The sequence below is a fragment of the Streptomyces sp. NPDC001513 genome (genome assembly GCF_042894695.1).
Taxonomy (GTDB): domain Bacteria; phylum Actinomycetota; class Actinomycetes; order Streptomycetales; family Streptomycetaceae; genus Streptomyces.
Map to the genome: position 1 here is coordinate 294529 of NZ_JBIAVU010000002.1, position 17780 is coordinate 312308.

The window sequence follows — 17780 nt, forward strand, 5'->3', positions numbered from 1 at the left end:
CCGCCTCCGTGCTCAGCCGAGGGTGGCGAGGTTCTGGCGGACCTGCTGCGCGAGGGCGGGCGGCAGTTTGGCGTAGCCGCTCTGGGCGGCTCCGTCGCCCTCGGCCACGACGGAGCCGAGGAAGGGGCGCGTACGGGACAGGGCGGCGCCGTCGTTGCCCCGGTCGCACAGGACGGCGTAGCCGATCTGCATGATCGGATAGGCGCCCGCGGCCTTGGTGGTGAAGTCCGGCTCCAGGGCGAGATCGGCCCCGGTGCCCGTGATCCGGGCGGTGGCCACGGCCTTGGTGGCCGAGTCCGTGCCGACGTCGACCGGCTCGGGCGCGCCGGTCGCCAGCCGGACAGTGGTCAGGCCCGCCGACTCGCCGCCGTACCGGGTGAACGAGACGGCCCCGGCCGTCTGCTTGACCGCCTGGGCCACGAGCGCGCTCGACACGCCCGGACCCCCGTTGACGGCTGCCAACGAGGCCTGGGGAATGCTCCCCCAGCCGGTGGGGACGACCTTCGAGAGGTACTGGGTGAAGGCCAGCGTCGTGGAGGACTCGTCGGTCGGGGTGACCACCTGGATCACGGTGTCGGGCAGCAGCCGGCCGGGGTTGACCGCCGCGATCTCCGCATGGTTCCAGCGGGTGATCTGGCCGCGGAAAATCCGAGCGAGGGTGGGCGCGTCCAGCGTGAGCGAGTCCACGCCCGGCAGGTTGACGACGACGGCCACGGGCAGCACGCCGAGCGGCAGGTGGACCGGTTTCCCGCCGGGGCAGCGGGCGGCGGCGGACTCGGCCTGTGCCGTCGTCAGGGTCCGGTCGACCACGGCGAAGTCGGCCGAGCCGGCCCGGAACTGCTGGATCCCGGCGCCGGAACCGGTGGGCGCGTAGTTCGTCCGGGCGCCGGGGCAGGCCGCCTGGTAGCCGGCCGACCAGTGGTCCATGGCCACCTTGAAGGAACTGGCCCCGGCTGCGTTGACGGCCCCGGCGGGCCCGCAGGCTGGGGCGCTCGGGCCGGGGCTCGCCCCTCCGGGGGCCGCGGCGGAGCCACGGCCCCCCTTGTCGTCGTCCCGCAACCCCTGCCAGGCCGCGATCCCGCCGGCCCCGAGCGCCACCACGACCGCCACGGCCACGGCGACCCTGGTCCGCCGCCTGCGCCGGGGCGCCTCGACGTCCCGCCTCAACCAGCTGCGATGCTCCAGGTCCCGCTCCTGGTCCACCGCTCCTGCGTCCCGCGCCGGCTCAGGCCCGCCGGACACGGGCGGCGCGCCCGCCCCCTCGGGCACCGGCGGCGGACCGGCGGTGACCGTGGGCGGGGGCCCGAAGACACCCTCGGGCGCCAGGGAGACGCCGACCGTCGGGGCCCGGAAGACAACCCCGTCCGGCAGGCCCGGGGCGGTAACCCCGTCCGACGGAGCCGGTGCGGCGGGAGCCGCGGGGGCGTAGGTCCCGCCCGCCGCGGACGGCCCCGCCGTGGACGGCCCCGCCGCGGAAGGCCCCGCCGCCAGGAGGGTCAGGAGTTCGGCGAGCGTGGGGCGGTCCGCCGGGTCCTTGGCCAGGCAGGACTCGACGAGCGGGACCAGTTCCGGGGCCAGGCCCGTCAGGTCCGGGTCCTCGTAGACCACCCGGAAGCCCACGGCATGGGCGTGGTCGCCGTCGAACGGGCCGTGGCCGGTGGCCGCGTGGACCAGGACCGAGCCGAGGGCGAACACGTCCGCGGCCGGGCCCACCTCGCCGCGCCGGAACTGCTCCGGCGCCATGAACGGCGGCGTGCCGACCACCACCCCGGTCCCGGTCAGGGCCGTCACGTCGGAGCCGTCCACGGCCCGCACGATGCCGAAGTCGATGACCCGCGGCCCGTCCTGCGCGAGCAGCACGTTGCCGGGCTTGAGGTCCCGGTGCACCAGCCCCACCCGGTGGATGTCCCGCAGCGCCTCCACCAGCCCGGCCGCCAGCATCCACACCTCGACTGCCGGCAACGGGCCCTGCCTGTGCACCCGTTCGGCCAGTGAGGGCCCGGGCACGAAGAGGGTGGCCAGCCACGGCGCCTCCGCGTCGGCGTCCGCGTCCACCACCGGCGCGGTGAACGCCCCGCTGACCTGCCGGGCGGCCGTGACCTCCCGGCGGAACCGCTGCCGGAACGCGGGGTCACCCGCCAGCTCGGGCCGGATGACCTTCACGGCGACCTGCCGCCCGGACAACGACTGCGCGCGGTAGACCACGCCCATCCCGCCGGCGCCGAGCCTGTCCTCCAGCCGGTAGCCGCCGACCGTGCGCGGATCACCGTCCTGCAGCGTCACGTTCCCAACCCCGCCATCCCCCACCAGCTGACGTACGAACGGGATCAGGGTAGTCCCGACTCTCCCTACGCCGCGCAATCTTCCCCCCGGCCCGGACATCGTACGGACGTGTTCATGCAGCGCCTGTCCGATCTCGTGAGAGCTGCCGAGTTCTGCCCTCTTCCTGGGATGCTTGCGCAGCGTGGTGCGCAGTTCAGGGGTGGTTCGACGGCCCGGACCATGGCATCGGGGACGTGGGCAGGGGCGAGCCGGCCCAGTACGGCACGTGGGGCACACCGCACACCGCCAACGAGCTGCGCCCGCTGCCCGGTGTCGCCCTGGGCGGCATCCCTTTCCACCTGCGCCGTCTGACAGGATGCGGACCATGAGCTACTGGGACCCGCTGCCGGCCGTCCGGGCCGCGGAGAGCGGGCCGCTGCCCGCGCCGGACGGTGGCACGTGGCTGCCCTCCGCGGAATTCCGCGGCCGCTGGTGGAACCCCCGCCCCGACCGCTGGGCGGAACGCGACTGGCGCAACGTGCCGGGGCCGTTCTACGGGGCCGGGACCGACACGTGCTGGATGGGCCGGCTGATCGCGCCCGCGCACGTGCTCTACGACGACGAGTGGGGCGCCGAGTTCGTCTACCGGCAGCCCCGTGACGCGGCGCAGGCGCTGGCGCTGCTGGGCGCGGTCGCGCAGGACCCGATGGTCGGGTACGCCTGCGACGGTGACGACCACTGGACTCCGGAGCTCGTCCGTGACTGGTGGAGGGAGCGGGGCCGGGTGCGGGAGTGGGCCGCGGCCCTGGACCGTACGTGGTCCGTCTCGAGCCGGGAGGAGGAGCGCGAGGCGGCCGGCGGGGGCCGGGAGTACGTTGCGTACATCGACGCAGGCCTCGCCGGGGACCTGCGCCACTACCTCTTCTGGCTGTCCGAAGGCCGTCCGGCCGACCCCGGCGAACCCTTGCCGGCCCTGTCTCCGCGCGGGGACTAGCAGAGGGGCGGGGCCCGGGTCGACGGGTCGCGCGCTCGGCAAAGGCTCGCCCGATGGTGGTGCGGCGGACGTGCCGTCTCGCGCAGCGCGTCGGCCCGATCGGTCGGCCATGGGGCGTGCGGTCCGTCGGCGGCGGTGATCCGGCGCCTGAACGACTCGCCCCGGTCGACCCCCGTCCGGCGGGACCCGGCACGCCGACCGCACTGGACCAGCCCTTGGGGTTCGCCATGAGCTTGACAGCAGGTCACGAGGAAGGAGCCCTGCCCGGTCCGACGGCATCGGCGCGGGGCCGGCAGGCGCCGAGCGCGGTCGAGCGGGGGCTGTACGAAGCGAAGGCGCGCGGCAACCGGCCCGCGTACTACGACCTCGTCGCACGGGCCGACCTGTACATGATGCAGTCGCGGGCGTACGCCGACGCGAACGCGGGCAACACCCGCTTCCGCCCCTACTGGAACCCGCAGACCCGGACCGTGTGCCTGGCCGTCCACACCGGCGGCATGCTGCCGCCGCCCGTCGCCGACCCGGTCTACAACTGCCACGACCTGGGCTGGTTCACGGAAGTCCGGGACCAGAACGACCCGCCCTACCTCGTCGTCAACCCCGGCAGCCCGTGCGAGGGCGTCCTGCCGGCCGGGCCGGAGGGCCGCGCGCCCTGTGGCAGCGTCACTCCGCCCCGGTCGAACGTCCGGGGCCGGCCCCGGACGTCGTCGACACCCTGGAGGTGCGTGGCCCCCGCACCGGCCCCGTCGCCTTCGGTCTCGCGGCCGGCGCGCACATCAACGTGCACGACGGGCGCTGCTGGAACTCGATGGCCTACCACGGACGAATCCGGCGTCCTGAGTGGAGATTCCCCGGTCTCCCGGATAGAGGACCAGGAAGGGAACTGCCATGCTGCCGACGCGGTTGACGAACTGACCGGCAAATACGATCCAGAGGCTTCTCGGTAACCCACCCGAGTGGGCCGCGGCGAGCGTGCCCACATTTTTATAACCCCCCACCCCATTGAACGGCAGCCGACCACTCCCCCCGCGGCCCTCACGGTGTCGTTGTCAGAAGGTTTTCAAGGCACCCCGCCCATTCGATTTCGGGACACTCGGAAGTCATGCTGGTTCCGCTTGTCTCATTCGCGCCGTCCACCCAGGAACAGAGCCAGCGGTCCGCCCGCCGAACGGGGCCGTGCCGCAGGACCAGCGAGGGAGCTTCGATGCTCCCCGTGCCGTGGAGGGCCGAGTCACCCCATTTGACGAGGCACTCCTTGTAGGTCCAGTGGAGCGCCGCGGCCGCCCGCGGATCCGGGGCCGCCGCGACCGTCGCCCGCTCCGTCGGCGTGAGCATCCGGTGCGCCGCGGCAAGGCGGACCGGATTCAGGGCGGTCCCCTCGATGTCCACGGCCACCCTCCCCGGGCCCGCGGCGGCCGCCACGCGACCCGTGGTATGGCTCACACTGACGGACAGCTCCGGGAGTTCGGGAATCCGGGGCGGGCCGTGGTCCGTCGCCCCGCAGTCGGGGCACGAGTGGGTGTACGAGAGGCGGGCGGCCTCCGCCCCGGCGGCGCGGGCGGCACACGCACGGACCAGCAGGTGGGCCGCCAGGTAGTCGTCACGGTCGAGCGGAGAGGCGAACAGTGCGGCGCGCGCGTGCTCCGCGGCGGTGAGCGCCTCCCGTAGCGGGCGCAATGCGGCGAGCACGCGGGCGGTGTCCGCCGCGCGGACTTGGGTGGAGGCGGACGTCAGGGCAGCTCACCTGTCCCCGGGAAGGTCGACCCGGCGCAGCCTGCGCACCGCCGGGACGGCCAGCAGGGCCGCCGACACGGCCAGGGTCATCGCACCGCTGCCCAGCAGGACATGACCCGTGCCGAAGAGGGAGGCAGCAGGTCCCGCGAGTGCCTGGCCGACCGGCAGCATGACGAGCGAACCCGCCAGGTCGTACGCGGAGACCCTGTTGAGTACGGCCGGCGGCACCTGTGTCTGGATGCTCGTGGACCACATCACTCCCCAGAACGCCATGCCGGCGCCCGCCACCGCCATGCAGAGCGCAATCACCGGTACCGGCAAGTGCGCGCCCACAGAAGCCGGGTAGAGCGCGAATCCGGCAAAGGCGAAGGCCCCGGCGCGCAGCATCCGCAGGGGTCGCAGCCGTAGGGCGAGCAGTCCGCCGAGGATCGTGCCGGCTCCCAGCGCGGAACTGATCAGGCCGAAGGCGCGCGGCCCGTGCTCGTCGACCACGCTCGCCGCGACCAACGGCACCGCGGGCCCCCACACGGTGAGGGTGAGCACGCACCAGATCACGATGACGCTCCACAGCCAGGTACGGGCCGTGAACTCCTGCCAGCCCTCCCGGAGATCACGAAGGACACCGGTGGCGCGGTCCTTTCCGGGCGTCGCCGCCTGCGGCCGGTGCCGGACGAGGAGCAGACAGACCGCGCTGAGCAGGTACGTTCCGGCGTGCAGGACGAAGACGCCGCCCGCCGAGGAGAACGCGACGGCCACGCCGGCGAGCGCGGGGCCCGCGAGCGCCATGACCGACTCCGCGACCCGGATCGCGCCGTTCGCCTTCTGCACGTCGTCGACCAGGGCCGGGATCGTACTGGCCACACCGGGCTGGAAGACGGCCGTGGCCGCACCGCTCACCGCTCCGATCGCGCAGACCTGCCACAGCACCACGTGGCCGGAGAAGAAGAGGGCGGCGGTGAGTGCCTGCGTGGCGACCCGGGCCAGGTCGGCGGCGATCATCAGCCGCCGGGTGTCGAACCTGTCGGCGAAGACACCGCCGAAGATGATCAGGGCCACGAAACTGGCCAGCGGGGCGGCCATCGCCAGACCCACCGCGCCGGCGTCGTATCCGACGCGCAGGAGACCCGCGGCCAGCGCGACGGGCAGCATGGTCTCACCCAGCCGGGCGGCCCCCCGTGCCGTGAGGAACAGGACGAAGTCCCGCGACCGCACCGACCTGTCGGCCGGTGCCTCGCTGTCCGGGCTTTGACCACGGACCGCGTCACGCGCCGAAAAGCCGGGCATAAGCGCAGAACCCCCCTTCCCGATTCGTGAATGACCACCGGACGACAGAGCTCATGGTCAGATACCCGAACGTCCCCGAGCAACTGCCCTGCCCCATGCTGACCCCAACCTGATACGCCTCTGACAGGACCCTGACGGCAGGTCGACACGGGCATACGAGCCCGCGAAACCGCTGGACTTCCCCAGGTGTCGCGGGCTCCACTGGGCCGGTCGATCAATTGATGACGGGGGCGCACGGAAGTCATGACGGGAACTGCGGTATTCCTCGCCGGAATCGCCTATGAACTCGGTGAACAGGAAAAGTCTCTGGCGGATCTCACCTCTTTCCCCGCGGATGCCCTGGAGGGGCTGCGCGAGCTGGGGGTCTCGGACTTCCGGACGACTTCCCGCACCTCCACCCAGCTCGCGCACGCCTCGGCGCTGCGCACGCTCGAGGCGGTCGGTCCGGGCCGGCGGGACACGGTCACCCACGTGATCCACGCGACCAACAGCCACCACGACGCGGCCGCGACGCACGAGGTGGGGAGCGGCCGCCTGCAGCAGTCCCTGGGCCTGGCGAAGGCCTTCCCGCTCGGCATTTCCCTTGGGTACTGCGCCAATCTGCACACTGCGCTGCACCTGGCGGCGGCGCTGATCTCCGCGGGCGCCGCCGGCGACGTACTCGTGATCTGCGCGGACGCCCTCGGGCCCGACGACGACCGCTCGGTGAGCGGGGGCATCTCGGTGCACTGCGACGCGGCGAGCAGCGTGCTCGTGACACGTGATGCGTTGCCCGGCTCGCTGCGCCTGCTCCACACCGAACTCCACATCGATCCCGCCCTCGCGGACATCGACCCGTCCGTCAACTTCCTTCGCCACATGTCCGTGTTCGGGAAGGGATGCGCGCGGACCACGGGGAAGGCCCTGTCGGCGGTCGGATCACTGCCCCAGGGCATCTCCCGCGTCCTGCCGAACAACTACAACAACCGCGTGAACCGCGGGCTCGCGGAGATCACCGGGTTCTCCGTCGACCAGGTGTTCATGGCGAACATCTCGCGGCTCGGCCACGCACTGGCCTCCGACAACCTGATCAATCTCGCGGACTCACTCGAAATGAACCCGGCGGAACCAGGAGAACGCATGCTGCTGCTCGCCTCCGGCCCCAACCAGTGGGGCGTCTCCGTGGTGGAGGCCCAGTGACGCCCACGGCTCGGGGTCCGCTCCCGTACGAGCAGCGGCACGCCACGCTGCTGCACCACTTCCTCCTCCGGCACGCCGAGCGCCTCGGCGACCGGCCCGCCGTGATCGGTCGTGAGTCGACACTCACCTACGCCGAACTCGCCTCCCGCGCCGCCGGCCTCGCCGGGCAGCTCGCCGCTTGGGGGGTGGAGCCCGGGGACCGGATCGTGCTCGGCCTCGACCCGTCCCCCGACGCGCTCGCCCTGCTGTGCGCCTGCTCCATGACAGGCGCGGTGTTCGTCCCCGTCGCTCCCGAGACCCCCGAGGCCCGCTTCCGCTCCCTCGCCGATCGCACCGAGGCCGTCCTGCTCGTCGCCGAGGACGGGACCGGCCCGCAGTCGCCCGGGGAGGGTTCCGCCGCCCCGTGGTCCAGGGCCCGCCTGCACGGTGGGGCGCTGGAGTTCTCCCGGCCCCGCGAGGCGCCACCGGGCCCGGTCCGCATGGAGACCACCGGGCGCGACCTCGCGTACCTCATCTTCACCTCGGGGACGACCGGTGAGCCCAAGGGCATCATGATGAGCCACTCGGCGGTCCTGGCCTTCTGGCGGGCACTGGCGGAGCACTGCGCCCTGGACGGCGACGCCCGGGTCGGCAGCTTCTCGCCGCTGCAGTTCGACTTCTCCCTGCTCGACTACGGCCTCGCCCTGGGCTCCGGCGCCACGCTGGTCCTCGTGGACCGAGCCCTCTTCCACCAGCCGCGCCGGATGCTCGACTTCCTCGGTGCCACCGGCGTGACGCAGATGAACGGAGTGCCCTCGCTGTGGTCCTCCATCCTGCGGTACGTCCCGGGGGAACTGCACCGGGCCGCGTCGCTCCGTACGGTGTTCTTCGCCGGCGAGGGCTTTCCGGCTTCCGGACTCCGCACCCTGCGGGGGGCGTTCCCCGAACTGCGGATCATCAACTGCTTCGGTCACTCGGAGTCGGTGGCCTGCTCCTTCCTCGACCTGCCCAACCCGCTGCCCGAGGAGAGCGACAGCCTGCCCATGGGGTGGGGCCATCAGGGGGCGCAGCTGCTGCTGCTCGGCAAGGACGGCGACCCCGTCACCGAGCCGGGCGTGACCGGAGAGCTGTACCTGCGGGCCGACAACCTCTTCTCCGGCTACTGGCGCGACCCCGCGGCGACCGGCCGGGCCCTGGTGGCGAACCCGCTGCGCCCCCACGACCGCGAGCTGGTGTTCCGCAGCGGCGACCGGGCCGAACTCGGCACGGACGGGCACCTCTACTTCAAGGGCCGGGACGACCTCCAGGTCAAGGTGCGGGGCAACCGCATCGAACTCGAGGAGGTGGAACGGGTGTTGCGCAGCCACCCCCGGGTCGCCCAGGCCGCCGTCACCGCGGCGGCCGACGGACTGCTGGCCGTGATCGCCCGCCGCCCGGCCCCGGCCGACTCCCACACCTCCCACGCCTTCCACGCCTTCCACGCCTTCCACGACACCGACGACTCTCACGACGCGCCCGGCGCCCGTACCCCCGCAGGTCCGCTCGACACGGCGGAGCTGCGCCGGTGGTGCGCCGACCTGCTGCCGCCGTACATGGTGCCCGGCAGCCTCCACTTCACCGACTCCCCGCTCCCCACCACGCCCAACGGCAAGATCGACCGAGCGCGGTTGCGTGCGCGGTACGCCGGGAGCGGACCAGCGACCGAAGGATCTCCATGACCACCCGGATCAGCCCGCTCGACGAGTCCTCCGTGCTGGGCCGCGGGCTCACCCTGCAGAGCGCCGACAACGCCACGCTCCTCCTACGCGATCCCGAGGGCGCGACCGCTTCGTACACCGACCTGATGAGCGCCTACGGCGCGGTGAACTTCGGCCACCTCAACCCCCTGATCACCCCCCACATCGACCTCACCGCGGACATCGCGGCCGGCGTGTACCCGCCGGAGGCCGCGACGTTCGCCGAGTGGCTCACCGACCGCCTGGGCCTTCCCGGCCACCAGGTGCTCTTCCAGGTCGGCGGGAGCTTTGCCGTGTCCAGCGCGCTGGCCATCGCCCAGCGGGTGCGGCCGGGCAAGGTGCTCGCCCTGGAGGGGGCCTTCCACGGCCTGGGGCTCGACACCCTCGCCGCGACCCGCACGCACCGTGAACTGGCTCTGCAGAACACGGTGTTCACCGCAGCGGTCGACCCGCTGGTGACGCATCTGAGGCCGGGCGCGGAGTTCGGCGGCTGGGATGACGTCTCGTGTTTCGTCTTCGAGCCGGTGCAGGGCGCCAACGGCTACGTGCCGATCGATCCCGAGTGGCTCACGGCGACCGTCGCGGCGGCGCGGCGGGCCGGGGTCGTCGTCGTGGCGGACGAGATCCAGGCCGGGTACCACCGCCACGGCCACCTCAGCCCCACCCGGGCCCTGGGCATCGACGCGGACGTCCACCTGTTCGGCAAGTCCATGACCAACGGGCTCTACCCGCTGTCCGCCGTGGTCTACCCGAAGGCGTTCGACGCTTCCGCGGGCACCGCCCTCGCACTCGCCCACACCTTCCAGACCGGCGTGCTCGGGTTCCGCGCGGCGGCGGCCGTCGCCGCCTGGATCGACCAGGGCCTCCTGGGGGACCTGGTCGGCGAGGTGAGCGAGGCCCTGGCACTGTGCGCCAAGCGCCTCGGGGAGATCCCGGCCGTGCGCGACCTCCACACCACGGGCCCCGCCCTGTCGTTCGGCCACCCCCGGGCCAAGGACGTGGTGCGCGGCTGCGTCCGCCGCCACATCCTCCCCTTCACGGGCGGAGCGACCGGCGACCGGATCCGGGTGGCACCCCCTCTGACCATCCCGCGCGGGCAGCTGGCCGACGCGCTCGACGTACTCGTACAAGAGGTGGAGCAGACCGTCTGACGACGGCCGGCCGCCACCGATCCCCTGTCACAGGAGCAGCACACATGCAGCGTGAAGAGTTCTACACCCGATTCTCCGACACCCTTCGAACCCTCAGGGCGCCACGCGAACTTCCGGTGCCCGGCCCCGCGGACAACCTCTGGGACCTCGGCTTCCTGGACTCCTTCGCGATGGTGGAGGTCCTGATGCACCTGGAGGAGCTCGTCGGGCGGGAGATCGAGCTCACCGCCGACTCCCTGCGCTCCTTCCACACCCTGGAACGCATCTACGACACGTACGTGGTGGAGGTGGCGGCATGAGCAGCCCCGACGAGCAGCGCATCGCCGAGATCCGCGCGGACTTCGCCGGCTTCGGCTGCGCCCAGCTGCGGGACGCGGCGCCCAAGTACGTCGAGGTGGTGGCCTGGCCGCTGGAGCACCGCACCCAGGTCACCCACCTTGCGGGCCCGGCCTTCCCCGTCGCCACGGACAACGACATGCTTCCGGTCCTGCAGGGCCTCGACGCCACTCCGCCAGGGCACGTCCTGCTGGTCAGCAACACCGCCCCGCGCTCCGAGGCGCTCGCCGGAGACATCCTGGCCACGGCGGCCGTCGCCCAGCGGCTGGGCGGCCTGGTCGTCAACGGCGCCGTGCGGGACGTCGGCTATCTGTCGGGCCTCGGCCTCGCCGTGTACTCGACCGAGGTCGACATCATCTCGGCGAAGACCGCGCTGGTCCCGGCCGTCCAGCTGCCCATGGAGGTCACGGTCCCGATCGTCGACGAGTCCGGGAGCGGCGACGCGACGATCGAGGTCCACGCCGGCGACTGGATCTTCGGCGACGAGGACGCTGTCGTACTCGTACGCGCACGGCACCTCTCGGCCGTCTTCTCGGCGGCCAGGCTCCTGCAGGGTCAGGAGGAGCAACTGCGCGAGGCGCTGCGGGCCGGCCACCGGCTCAGCGAGGTCTGCGGCCTCCACGACTACATCGCGGGGACCGGCCCCCTGCGCATGGACGTCTGATGGGGCCGGCCGTCGTCGTACCGGGAGACGTCGAGGGGCTCGCCGGTTTCGACGCGTCCCTGCATCCCCAGGACCCCTGGGCGTACTACACCTGGTTCCGCGCGCACCAGCCGGTCGGCTGGTCGGAAGTCCACCGGTGCTTCTTCGTCCACGGCCACGCCCTCGCCGACACGGTGTTCCGCAGTTCCCACTTCACCGTGGAACACCCCTTCCGGCGCAGCCGCCAGGCACTGGGGCCGACGCTGCTCGACACCGACGGCCCCGATCACACCCGGCTGCGGCCCTTCGTGAACGCCGACCTGACCGGGACCGCCGTCCGAACACTGATCGAGCGGGTGGTCAGGCCCACCGCTGCGGAACTCGCGGCCGGAATGGCGGCATTGGGCGCGGGCGATTTCGTGGAGGACTTCGCCTCCGAACTGCCGCTGCGGGTGGCAGTGGCCCTCACCGGTCTCGACCCCGCCGACCGGTACTGGCTCGCCGACCGGCTGCGCCCGCTCGTCGACTGCCTGGACCGGACCACCGCCCCGCTGGGCCCGGCCGCCGACGCCCGCGACGCGCTGGAGGCGCATACCGCCGCGGTGCTCCGCCGGGGCCTCGGGCGCGGCGGGCTCCTGGGGCGCTGCGCGCAGGCCGACGGCCTGGACCTCTCCGAGGAGGAAATCGTCCGCACCGCCACCCTGCTGCTCAGCGCGGGCACCGAGACGACGGTCTGCTCGCTGGCCAACGCGGTGGTGTGCCTCCTCACGGTCGACGGCGTCCAGGACGATCTGCGAGAAGGACGGGTGAGGGTCACGGACTTCGTCCGCGAGGTGCTGCGCTGGCAGCCGCCCATGCACTTCACCCTGCGCTACGCCCGGCAGGACACCGAGCTCGGCGGGGTCGCCATCCCGGCGGGTGCGGCGGTTCAGCTGAACCTGGCCTCCGCCAACCGGGACGAGTCCGTCTTCGCGGACGCCGACCGGTTCGTCCCGGGCCGCTCCGAACGCTCGGAACTCACCTTCGGCCGCGGCCGGCACTCCTGCCCGGGAAACCGGCTGGCGGCCGCCGAGATCGAATACGCTGTGGACGAACTGCTGGCGCGCACAACGGCCTTGACCTCGCCGGAAGGGCCCGTGCCGCCGGTGGAAGGCGTCACGTTCCGCAGGCCTCGCAGCCTGCCCGTCCTGCTGAGGAGCATCCGGTGAGCGTGGAACCAGCGACCGTACGGCCCGAGGACCCGGCGGGAGCGCCTGCCGACGTACTGGAATCGCTCGCCCGGTCCTGCGCCCGGCTCGGTTTCGAGATGTCCTGCGACCCGCGCACGGGAGCGCTGCTGCGCACCCTCGCGGCGGCCCGGCCCGGAGGCCGGATCCTCGAACTCGGCACGGGCGCGGGCATGTCCACCGCCTGGCTGCTCGACGGCATGGCCACCGACAGCAGTCTGCTGACGGTGGAGAGCGAAGAGAACCTGGTCGAGGTGGCCCGGCAGCATCTCGGGCACGACGCGCGGGTGCGGTTCGTCCACGGCGACGCGGGTGCGCTGATCGAGCGGCTCGACGGCGAACGGTTCGACCTGGTCTTCGCCGATACCTGGGCCGGGAAGTTCGAACGGCTCGACGAGACCCTGGAGCTGCTCGCCCCGGGGGCGCTGTACGTGGTGGACGACCTTCTGCCCCAGCCCTCCTGGCCCGAGGGGCACGGTCCACGGGCGGAGGCCCTGGCGGAGCGCCTGATGTCCGACGGGCGGCTCAGGGCGACCCGCCTCGACTGGTCTTCGGGCCTGATCGTCGCCGCCAGGATCTGAGGCGCGCACGCATCCGGCACACTGCGGGGCCCGGCCTGATTCAGGCCGGGCCCCTCAGTGTCAAAGGCCCAGTCGCCGGCGGACGGGCGCCGGCCAGGACTCGAGGTCGTCGCCGTGCCGGTGGCGCAGCGCGAGCACGATGCGGTCCAGGCCGAAGGCCAAGCAGGCGCTGTGGCCGGTGGAACCGTCGGCCAGCGTGAAGCCGAAGGCCTCACCGAAGTGCTCCTTGTGCCAGTTGGCCGAGGCGATCGACTGCACGAGCCCGTCGGCGAGCTCTGCGGTCACCTCCCACTTGAGCTCCTCGGCCCGCTGCACGGCTGCCACCAGACGGCCCGGGCGGCCGAAGAAGGGGTCGCTGGCAGCGATCACCCGGGTGGCCAGACCCAGCTCGCCCAGCCAGCCGTCGGCCACCGCCAGCACCTCGTCCCGCCACTGTTCGACGGCTTCGGGCGCCCCGAACCGTACGACCTCGTACATCCGGAAGGAACGGAGCCGCCCCGTCTCCGAGGTGGCCTCGCCCCGGTAGCAGGACGCCTCCACGCTCAGGGAGCGCGCGCCCGCGATCGTCTCTCCGGCAACCAGCGGGTACAGGTGGTGGCAAGCCGCCGAGGTGAGGGCCAGGTCCGTCGGGCCGGGTTCGCCGCCGTCCGGGTTGCCCTGCACGGTGCCGAGCAGCTGGGGGAAGGACTCCGGGTACCCGGCGAGGGCCAGGGTGGTGCGGGCGATCACCGGTGGGGCGCTGTAGTGCTCCTCGGTCTGCGCGCCGAACAGCGTGGCGAGGCCGGCGCGCAGCCCGTCGAGGACCCGGCCGTCCCGGCGGGGGGTGAGGGCCACCCCGGGCGCTCCGGTCCCGTAGGCGGTCGTCGGTGCCGACGTGGTCTCCGTGGTCATCGTTCCCCCCTGGCAAGCAGCAGTGTCTGTGCGTTGGCCGCCAACAGCCGGCCGTTGCCGATCATCAGCGGCGCGGAGTAGGTATCGCGCAGGATCCGGGCCACGGAGTACGGGCCGTGCTCGGCGAAGCCGGCCATGCCGCAGACCTGAAGGGCGAGTCGGGCCGTCTCGACGGCGTTCTCCGAGACGCCGACCTTGAGGGCGTTGAGCTCGACGGCCAGCCCCAGCGTCGGCTCCAGGCCGGCTTGGAACACGGGCTCGGTGGACCGTACCGCCGCGTCCACCTGGCCCCGTATCCCCGCGAGCTTCGCGTGCGCCGCGGCGAGGGCGGGTACCGGTGCGGACGCCCCCGAACGTGCCTTCTCGCGTACGTACGACACCGCCCGGTGGACCGCCTCTGCGGCGAGCCCGCTCCAGACCCCGGCCCACAGCAGGTGGGACAGCGGCACCATGGTGCGGGCCGCGATCTCCGCGAAGGGGACCGGGAGGACCTGGGACGCGTCGAAGGAGGCCCGGAGCCGGAATGCGGGGCTGCAGGTGCCGCGCATGCCGAGCGTGTCCCACTCGCCGGTCCGGGTCAGCTCGGTCTGCTCACGGGTGGCCAGCACGGCCGCCTGACCGCTCGCGCCGGCGTCCGCGCCCTTGCGGGCGGTGATCAGGTAGGCGTCCGCGTGCGCCCCGTACGAAACGGTCGTGCCCTCCTTCTCCAGCGTACGGGTGTGCCCGCCCCCGTCGCCGACGCCCGCCCGGCTGCTGCGCAGGTCTCCACCGACTCCGCGCTCGCTGGTCACCGAGGCGATCAGCCATCGGTCGGCGACGGCCTGCCGCGTCAGCGGTGCGTCCGGGTGGTGACGCACCAGGCAGGCCAGCTGGGCCTGATGCATGGCCCAGATCATCGCGGTGGCCCCGCAGCCACGGGCGAGCCGCTCGGCGACGGTCACGAGGGCGCCCGGACCGAGACCGGCCCCGCCCAGCTCGACGGGGGCCACGGCCGTCAACAGGCCGGTGTCGCGGATCACTTTGAGCGCCTCGGCGGGCAGCCGGGCCCCGCGGTCGACGTCGGTGGCGGATGCGGCGGCCTGTTCGGCCGCGGCCCGCACGGCCTGTTCGATGTAAGGGGGGAGGTGCTCCCCCGTTGGCGAGGTCATCCCGTGGTGGCCTTCCGCTCTTCGAGGAGCGGGCCGAGCGCCGCGCCGAGACTGCGCATGCTCGTGAAGGTCTCCCGCGTCAGGGACCCGTCGGGGAACTCCACCCCGTAGTGGTCCTCCAGCCGCAGCATCATCTGCACGCTGGTCATCGAATCCATGCCCGCGTCCCACAGGTCCCCGTCGGCTGCCAGCTGCGGCACGATCTCGCGGAGCTTGGGCACCTCGGAGATGACCTGCCTGATTTCCTCTTCCACGTGTCTCTCCTCAGTGTTCCGGGCGGTGCGGGGATGCGATCGCCGCGCCGAGCGTCGACTCGACGAGGCGTCCGACCGGACCGTCGTCGGCTCCGGCGGCGGCCCGCAGCAGGGTCAGCACTTCGTGGCCGATCTCCTCGGAGACCTCCAGGCCCGCGGCCGGCCCGCCGAAGTACGAACGGAGCGTCGTCCTGCCGGGCGAGAAGCCGAACCGCCAGGTGGTGACGGTCAGGTCGTGCGAGGGTTCGAACACGCCGTGCTCGGTCACCACGCGCCGCTCCACCGGATCGGCGGCGTGAGCATCGTCGGCGTCCTCCATCCAGACGTGCAGCTGGATGTACTCTGCTCCGTCGTCGAGCAGCGTCCGCCCGAACTCCGGTATTTCCCGGGCCAGTTCCGGAACACTCAGCAGCGCTCCCCGGAACCCCCGCCAGGTGCCGGCCATCATCGCCTTCATGAAGGCGGACAGGGGCTGGTCGGGATCCACCCGGCAGACCACGGGCCGGTCATGGGCGAAGAGGCCGACGGCGACCTCCGAGGCGGCGTCGCGGCGCGTGGAGACGGGGCTGAAGAGGACGAACCCGTTGCGGCCGCTGCGGCGCCAGATCACCAGTGCCGTGAGGGCGGACATCACGGCGAACGGGGTGGATTCGTGGGTCTCGCTCACCGCCGTCACCAGGTCGTACAGCTCCGACCCGACGAAAGTGCTGTCCACCTGACTGCGGGTCAGGGGCGTGGCGTCGGCGGCGCTCGCGACGCCGACGGACCGGTGCGGCATGAGCCCGGTGAGCGGCTCGACCTGCTCCAGGGCCGCGGTCCAGCCCCGCAGTTCCTTCTCGCGCTGCGCACCTGCCCCGGTCGTCCGGTCGCGGCACAGGTCCGCGAAGCCCTTGGGGAGCGGCCCGAGGTCCCCGTGCCCCTCGAGGAGACGGGTCAGATCGGCGGCGACGACCGCAGCCGAGTTCCCGTCGCACGTGAAGTGATCGAGCGCGACGGTGAGATGACGCTCGTACCCCTCCGCGTCCTGGACGAGTTCGAAGTGCGTGCGAGCGGCTTCCCCGCGGTGCTGCTCGGTGTTGAGCAGCTCGCCGCGCCGTCGCTCCAGGAGCGCGACGGCGCCCTCGCCCGGCCCGGCCGTGGTGACGACCAGGTCGGCCGTGTCGGCGGTCACCGTCTGCAGGAACGGTGAGCGTCCGCAGAGACGCGTGCGCAGCGCGTCCTGGCGCTGCTGGAAGCAGGTCACCGCTTCACGCACGGCGTCGACGCCGATGCCCTCGGGCACGGCCACCGTGACGCGCATGTTGTGGAAGATTCCCGGCCCGAATAGGCCTTCGAGAAAAAGCATGCTCTCTTGTTCCGGCGAGAGCGGAAAATATGTCAACTCATTCACCTGTTCTGAGCTGTGCCTGTCACGCCGCCGAAGCGGGAAGCAGTGAATCGACGGACGGAATGTCGTGACGCAGGACGGCGGCCAGGCATTCCCTCAGTGGAGGGGAGGGCTCGACACCTTGGCCCTCGCGCAAGGCCCGCCTGATACGGGCGTATTCCGTCAGGGCCTCCGTCTGCCGCCCTGCCCGGTAGAGCGCGATCATGAGCTGGCGGGAGAACCCCTCGTGCACCGAGTACACCGCCGTCAGCTCCTGCAATTCGCAGAGGACCTGTACGTGGTCACCGAGGACAAGCTGAATGTCGATCTTCTCGCTGGCGGCGGCCAGCCGGCCCTCTTCCAGCCGGGCCCGAACCCCGCGCAGCCAGGCACTGTCCGACACTCCGCCCAGGGCAGGCCCGCGCCACAGGGACAGGGCGCGCTCGTACAGCCCCACCGCCTCTTCCCCGCCCAGCGCACGGGCCTCCGCGCACAGCCGGTCGAAGAGGTGCGAGTCGACCTCGCTCTCGCCCAGCCGCAGTCCGTACCCCGGCCGGCCGGTGACCACGCGGGCGTTGGCGAACCCGGCTCCGCAGGCGGAATCCAGGTCCCGACGCAGCCTGGACATCAGGGCGTGCAGGGCGTTGTCGGCCTTCTCTGGAGTGCGTCTCGGCCAGATCGCGCCCACCAGCGTGGCGCTGGAAACGATCGAAGGAGATGCACTCGCGAGAAGCGCGAGCAAGGTGCAGAGCCGTTCCCCTCTGACCGCGAATGTTCCCTGGGTTGAATGGATGGCCATAGGCCCTAGCAAAGAAACGCGCATAGCAGAATCCCCCGTTCCTGCCGCGCATGTGCCGCCAATGCGGAAGTCATGCAACGGCCAATGCGCTGATCATGCTCACACGTGACCCAGGGGCCGCGTCAACGGCCATCTCACCATCCGGTCTAAACCATCAACTGACTTGCTGGAACGCAGCGTTGATTACCCTGCAGCTCTGCGTACGGGCATTTCGACC

At 72.3% G+C, this 17780-nt stretch carries 17 protein-coding genes; 9 read left to right on the forward strand and 8 right to left on the reverse strand.

Translation table 11 applies throughout. From position 1 onward, the window contains the following. Nucleotides 1–12: 12 nt before the first annotated feature. Entirely contained in the window at nt 13–2283 is a 2271-nt protein-coding gene (locus ACFYZ4_RS04930; RefSeq protein WP_390783075.1) for a serine/threonine-protein kinase, read from the reverse strand. A 364-nt stretch (nt 2284–2647) separates the two neighbouring features. Here ACFYZ4_RS04930 and ACFYZ4_RS04935 point away from each other — a divergent pair, with 364 nt between their 5' ends. After that, nucleotides 2648–3256: a hypothetical protein gene (locus ACFYZ4_RS04935; protein WP_390783076.1), complete on the forward strand. Its 609-nt coding sequence runs from the start codon at nt 2648–2650 to the stop codon at nt 3254–3256. Between the two features lie 227 nt (nt 3257–3483). After that, entirely contained in the window at nt 3484–4203 is a 720-nt protein-coding gene (locus tag ACFYZ4_RS04940) for a hypothetical protein (protein WP_390783077.1), read from the forward strand. An 88-nt stretch (nt 4204–4291) separates the two neighbouring features. Here the strand turns inward: ACFYZ4_RS04940 and ACFYZ4_RS04945 are convergent, their stop codons facing one another. Together ACFYZ4_RS04945 and ACFYZ4_RS04950 are read right to left on the reverse strand one after the other, a co-directional pair. Beyond that, nucleotides 4292–4945, reverse strand: a complete 654-nt coding sequence (locus ACFYZ4_RS04945; RefSeq protein WP_351303592.1) for a 4'-phosphopantetheinyl transferase superfamily protein — start codon at nt 4943–4945, stop codon at nt 4292–4294. 51 nt (nt 4946–4996) lie between these two features. Next, nucleotides 4997–6274 carry an MFS transporter gene (locus ACFYZ4_RS04950; protein WP_390783078.1) on the reverse strand — a complete coding sequence of 426 codons (1278 nt, stop codon included), beginning with the start codon at nt 6272–6274 and terminating at the stop codon, nt 4997–4999. A 243-nt stretch (nt 6275–6517) separates the two neighbouring features. Between ACFYZ4_RS04950 and ACFYZ4_RS04955 the strand changes: the two genes are divergently transcribed. The 7 genes from ACFYZ4_RS04955 to ACFYZ4_RS04985 are packed head-to-tail and all read left to right on the forward strand — an operon-like array spanning nt 6518 to nt 13105. Then, a complete protein-coding gene (locus tag ACFYZ4_RS04955; RefSeq protein ID WP_390783079.1) occupies nt 6518–7453 on the forward strand; it encodes a 3-oxoacyl-[acyl-carrier-protein] synthase III C-terminal domain-containing protein in 936 nt (311 codons plus the stop codon). Further along, nucleotides 7450–9150 (forward strand): AMP-binding protein, encoded by a 1701-nt coding sequence (locus ACFYZ4_RS04960; protein WP_390783080.1) that lies wholly within the window; start codon nt 7450–7452, stop codon nt 9148–9150. Before ACFYZ4_RS04955 ends, ACFYZ4_RS04960 begins: the two co-directional genes overlap by 4 nt. Then, entirely contained in the window at nt 9147–10319 is a 1173-nt protein-coding gene (locus ACFYZ4_RS04965) for an aminotransferase class III-fold pyridoxal phosphate-dependent enzyme (protein ID WP_390783081.1), read from the forward strand. The genes ACFYZ4_RS04960 and ACFYZ4_RS04965 overlap by 4 nt, the downstream gene beginning before the upstream one ends. 44 nt (nt 10320–10363) lie before the next feature. Then, nucleotides 10364–10618 carry a hypothetical protein gene (locus tag ACFYZ4_RS04970; RefSeq protein ID WP_351303606.1) on the forward strand — a complete coding sequence of 85 codons (255 nt, stop codon included), beginning with the start codon at nt 10364–10366 and terminating at the stop codon, nt 10616–10618. Then, complete coding sequence (locus ACFYZ4_RS04975) at nt 10615–11319, forward strand: RraA family protein (protein WP_384341322.1); 705 nt, start codon at nt 10615–10617, stop codon at nt 11317–11319. Before ACFYZ4_RS04970 ends, ACFYZ4_RS04975 begins: the two co-directional genes overlap by 4 nt. Beyond that, entirely contained in the window at nt 11319–12506 is a 1188-nt protein-coding gene (locus ACFYZ4_RS04980) for a cytochrome P450 (protein ID WP_390783082.1), read from the forward strand. The genes ACFYZ4_RS04975 and ACFYZ4_RS04980 overlap by 1 nt, the downstream gene beginning before the upstream one ends. Continuing rightward, nucleotides 12503–13105 (forward strand): O-methyltransferase, encoded by a 603-nt coding sequence (locus tag ACFYZ4_RS04985; protein WP_384341324.1) that lies wholly within the window; start codon nt 12503–12505, stop codon nt 13103–13105. The genes ACFYZ4_RS04980 and ACFYZ4_RS04985 overlap by 4 nt, the downstream gene beginning before the upstream one ends. A 60-nt stretch (nt 13106–13165) precedes the next feature. On the opposite strand, the gene ACFYZ4_RS04990 is transcribed toward ACFYZ4_RS04985, so the two are convergent. From ACFYZ4_RS04990 to ACFYZ4_RS05010, 5 genes are read right to left on the reverse strand one after another with little or no spacing between them, the layout of a single operon-like run. Then, a complete protein-coding gene (locus tag ACFYZ4_RS04990; RefSeq protein WP_390783083.1) occupies nt 13166–13996 on the reverse strand; it encodes a hypothetical protein in 831 nt (276 codons plus the stop codon). Continuing rightward, on the reverse strand, nt 13993–15144 hold the full coding sequence (locus tag ACFYZ4_RS04995) for an acyl-CoA dehydrogenase family protein (RefSeq protein ID WP_351288457.1): 1152 nt from the start codon (nt 15142–15144) through the stop codon (nt 13993–13995). The genes ACFYZ4_RS04990 and ACFYZ4_RS04995 overlap by 4 nt, the downstream gene beginning before the upstream one ends. Then, nucleotides 15141–15398, reverse strand: coding sequence for an acyl carrier protein (locus tag ACFYZ4_RS05000; protein ID WP_351288455.1), 258 nt, complete (start codon nt 15396–15398; stop codon nt 15141–15143). The genes ACFYZ4_RS04995 and ACFYZ4_RS05000 overlap by 4 nt, the downstream gene beginning before the upstream one ends. A gap of 10 nt (nt 15399–15408) precedes the next feature. After that, nucleotides 15409–16788 carry a condensation domain-containing protein gene (locus tag ACFYZ4_RS05005; RefSeq protein ID WP_390783084.1) on the reverse strand — a complete coding sequence of 460 codons (1380 nt, stop codon included), beginning with the start codon at nt 16786–16788 and terminating at the stop codon, nt 15409–15411. Between the two features lie 19 nt (nt 16789–16807). Further along, the gene (locus tag ACFYZ4_RS05010) at nt 16808–17587 is read right to left on the reverse strand and encodes a BTAD domain-containing putative transcriptional regulator (protein WP_390783085.1); all 780 of its coding nucleotides are present in this window, start codon (nt 17585–17587) and stop codon (nt 16808–16810) included. Nucleotides 17588–17780 lie beyond the last annotated feature (193 nt).

What these genes read in the sequence shown, in the direction of transcription:
- ACFYZ4_RS04935 (WP_390783076.1), top strand. Translation starts at nt 2,648, where the DNA reads ATGAGCTACTGGGACCCGCTGCCGGCCGTCCGGGCCGCGGAGAGCGGG.
- ACFYZ4_RS04940 (WP_390783077.1), top strand. Translation starts at nt 3,484, where the DNA reads ATGAGCTTGACAGCAGGTCACGAGGAAGGAGCCCTGCCCGGTCCGACG.
- ACFYZ4_RS04950 (WP_390783078.1), bottom strand. Translation starts at nt 6,274, where the DNA reads ATGCCCGGCTTTTCGGCGCGTGACGCGGTCCGTGGTCAAAGCCCGGAC.
- ACFYZ4_RS04955 (WP_390783079.1), top strand. Translation starts at nt 6,518, where the DNA reads ATGACGGGAACTGCGGTATTCCTCGCCGGAATCGCCTATGAACTCGGT.
- ACFYZ4_RS04965 (WP_390783081.1), top strand. Translation starts at nt 9,147, where the DNA reads ATGACCACCCGGATCAGCCCGCTCGACGAGTCCTCCGTGCTGGGCCGC.
- ACFYZ4_RS04970 (WP_351303606.1), top strand. Translation starts at nt 10,364, where the DNA reads ATGCAGCGTGAAGAGTTCTACACCCGATTCTCCGACACCCTTCGAACC.
- ACFYZ4_RS04975 (WP_384341322.1), top strand. Translation starts at nt 10,615, where the DNA reads ATGAGCAGCCCCGACGAGCAGCGCATCGCCGAGATCCGCGCGGACTTC.
- ACFYZ4_RS04980 (WP_390783082.1), top strand. Translation starts at nt 11,319, where the DNA reads ATGGGGCCGGCCGTCGTCGTACCGGGAGACGTCGAGGGGCTCGCCGGT.
- ACFYZ4_RS04990 (WP_390783083.1), bottom strand. Translation starts at nt 13,996, where the DNA reads ATGACCACGGAGACCACGTCGGCACCGACGACCGCCTACGGGACCGGA.
- ACFYZ4_RS04995 (WP_351288457.1), bottom strand. Translation starts at nt 15,144, where the DNA reads ATGACCTCGCCAACGGGGGAGCACCTCCCCCCTTACATCGAACAGGCC.
- ACFYZ4_RS05010 (WP_390783085.1), bottom strand. Translation starts at nt 17,587, where the DNA reads ATGCGCGTTTCTTTGCTAGGGCCTATGGCCATCCATTCAACCCAGGGA.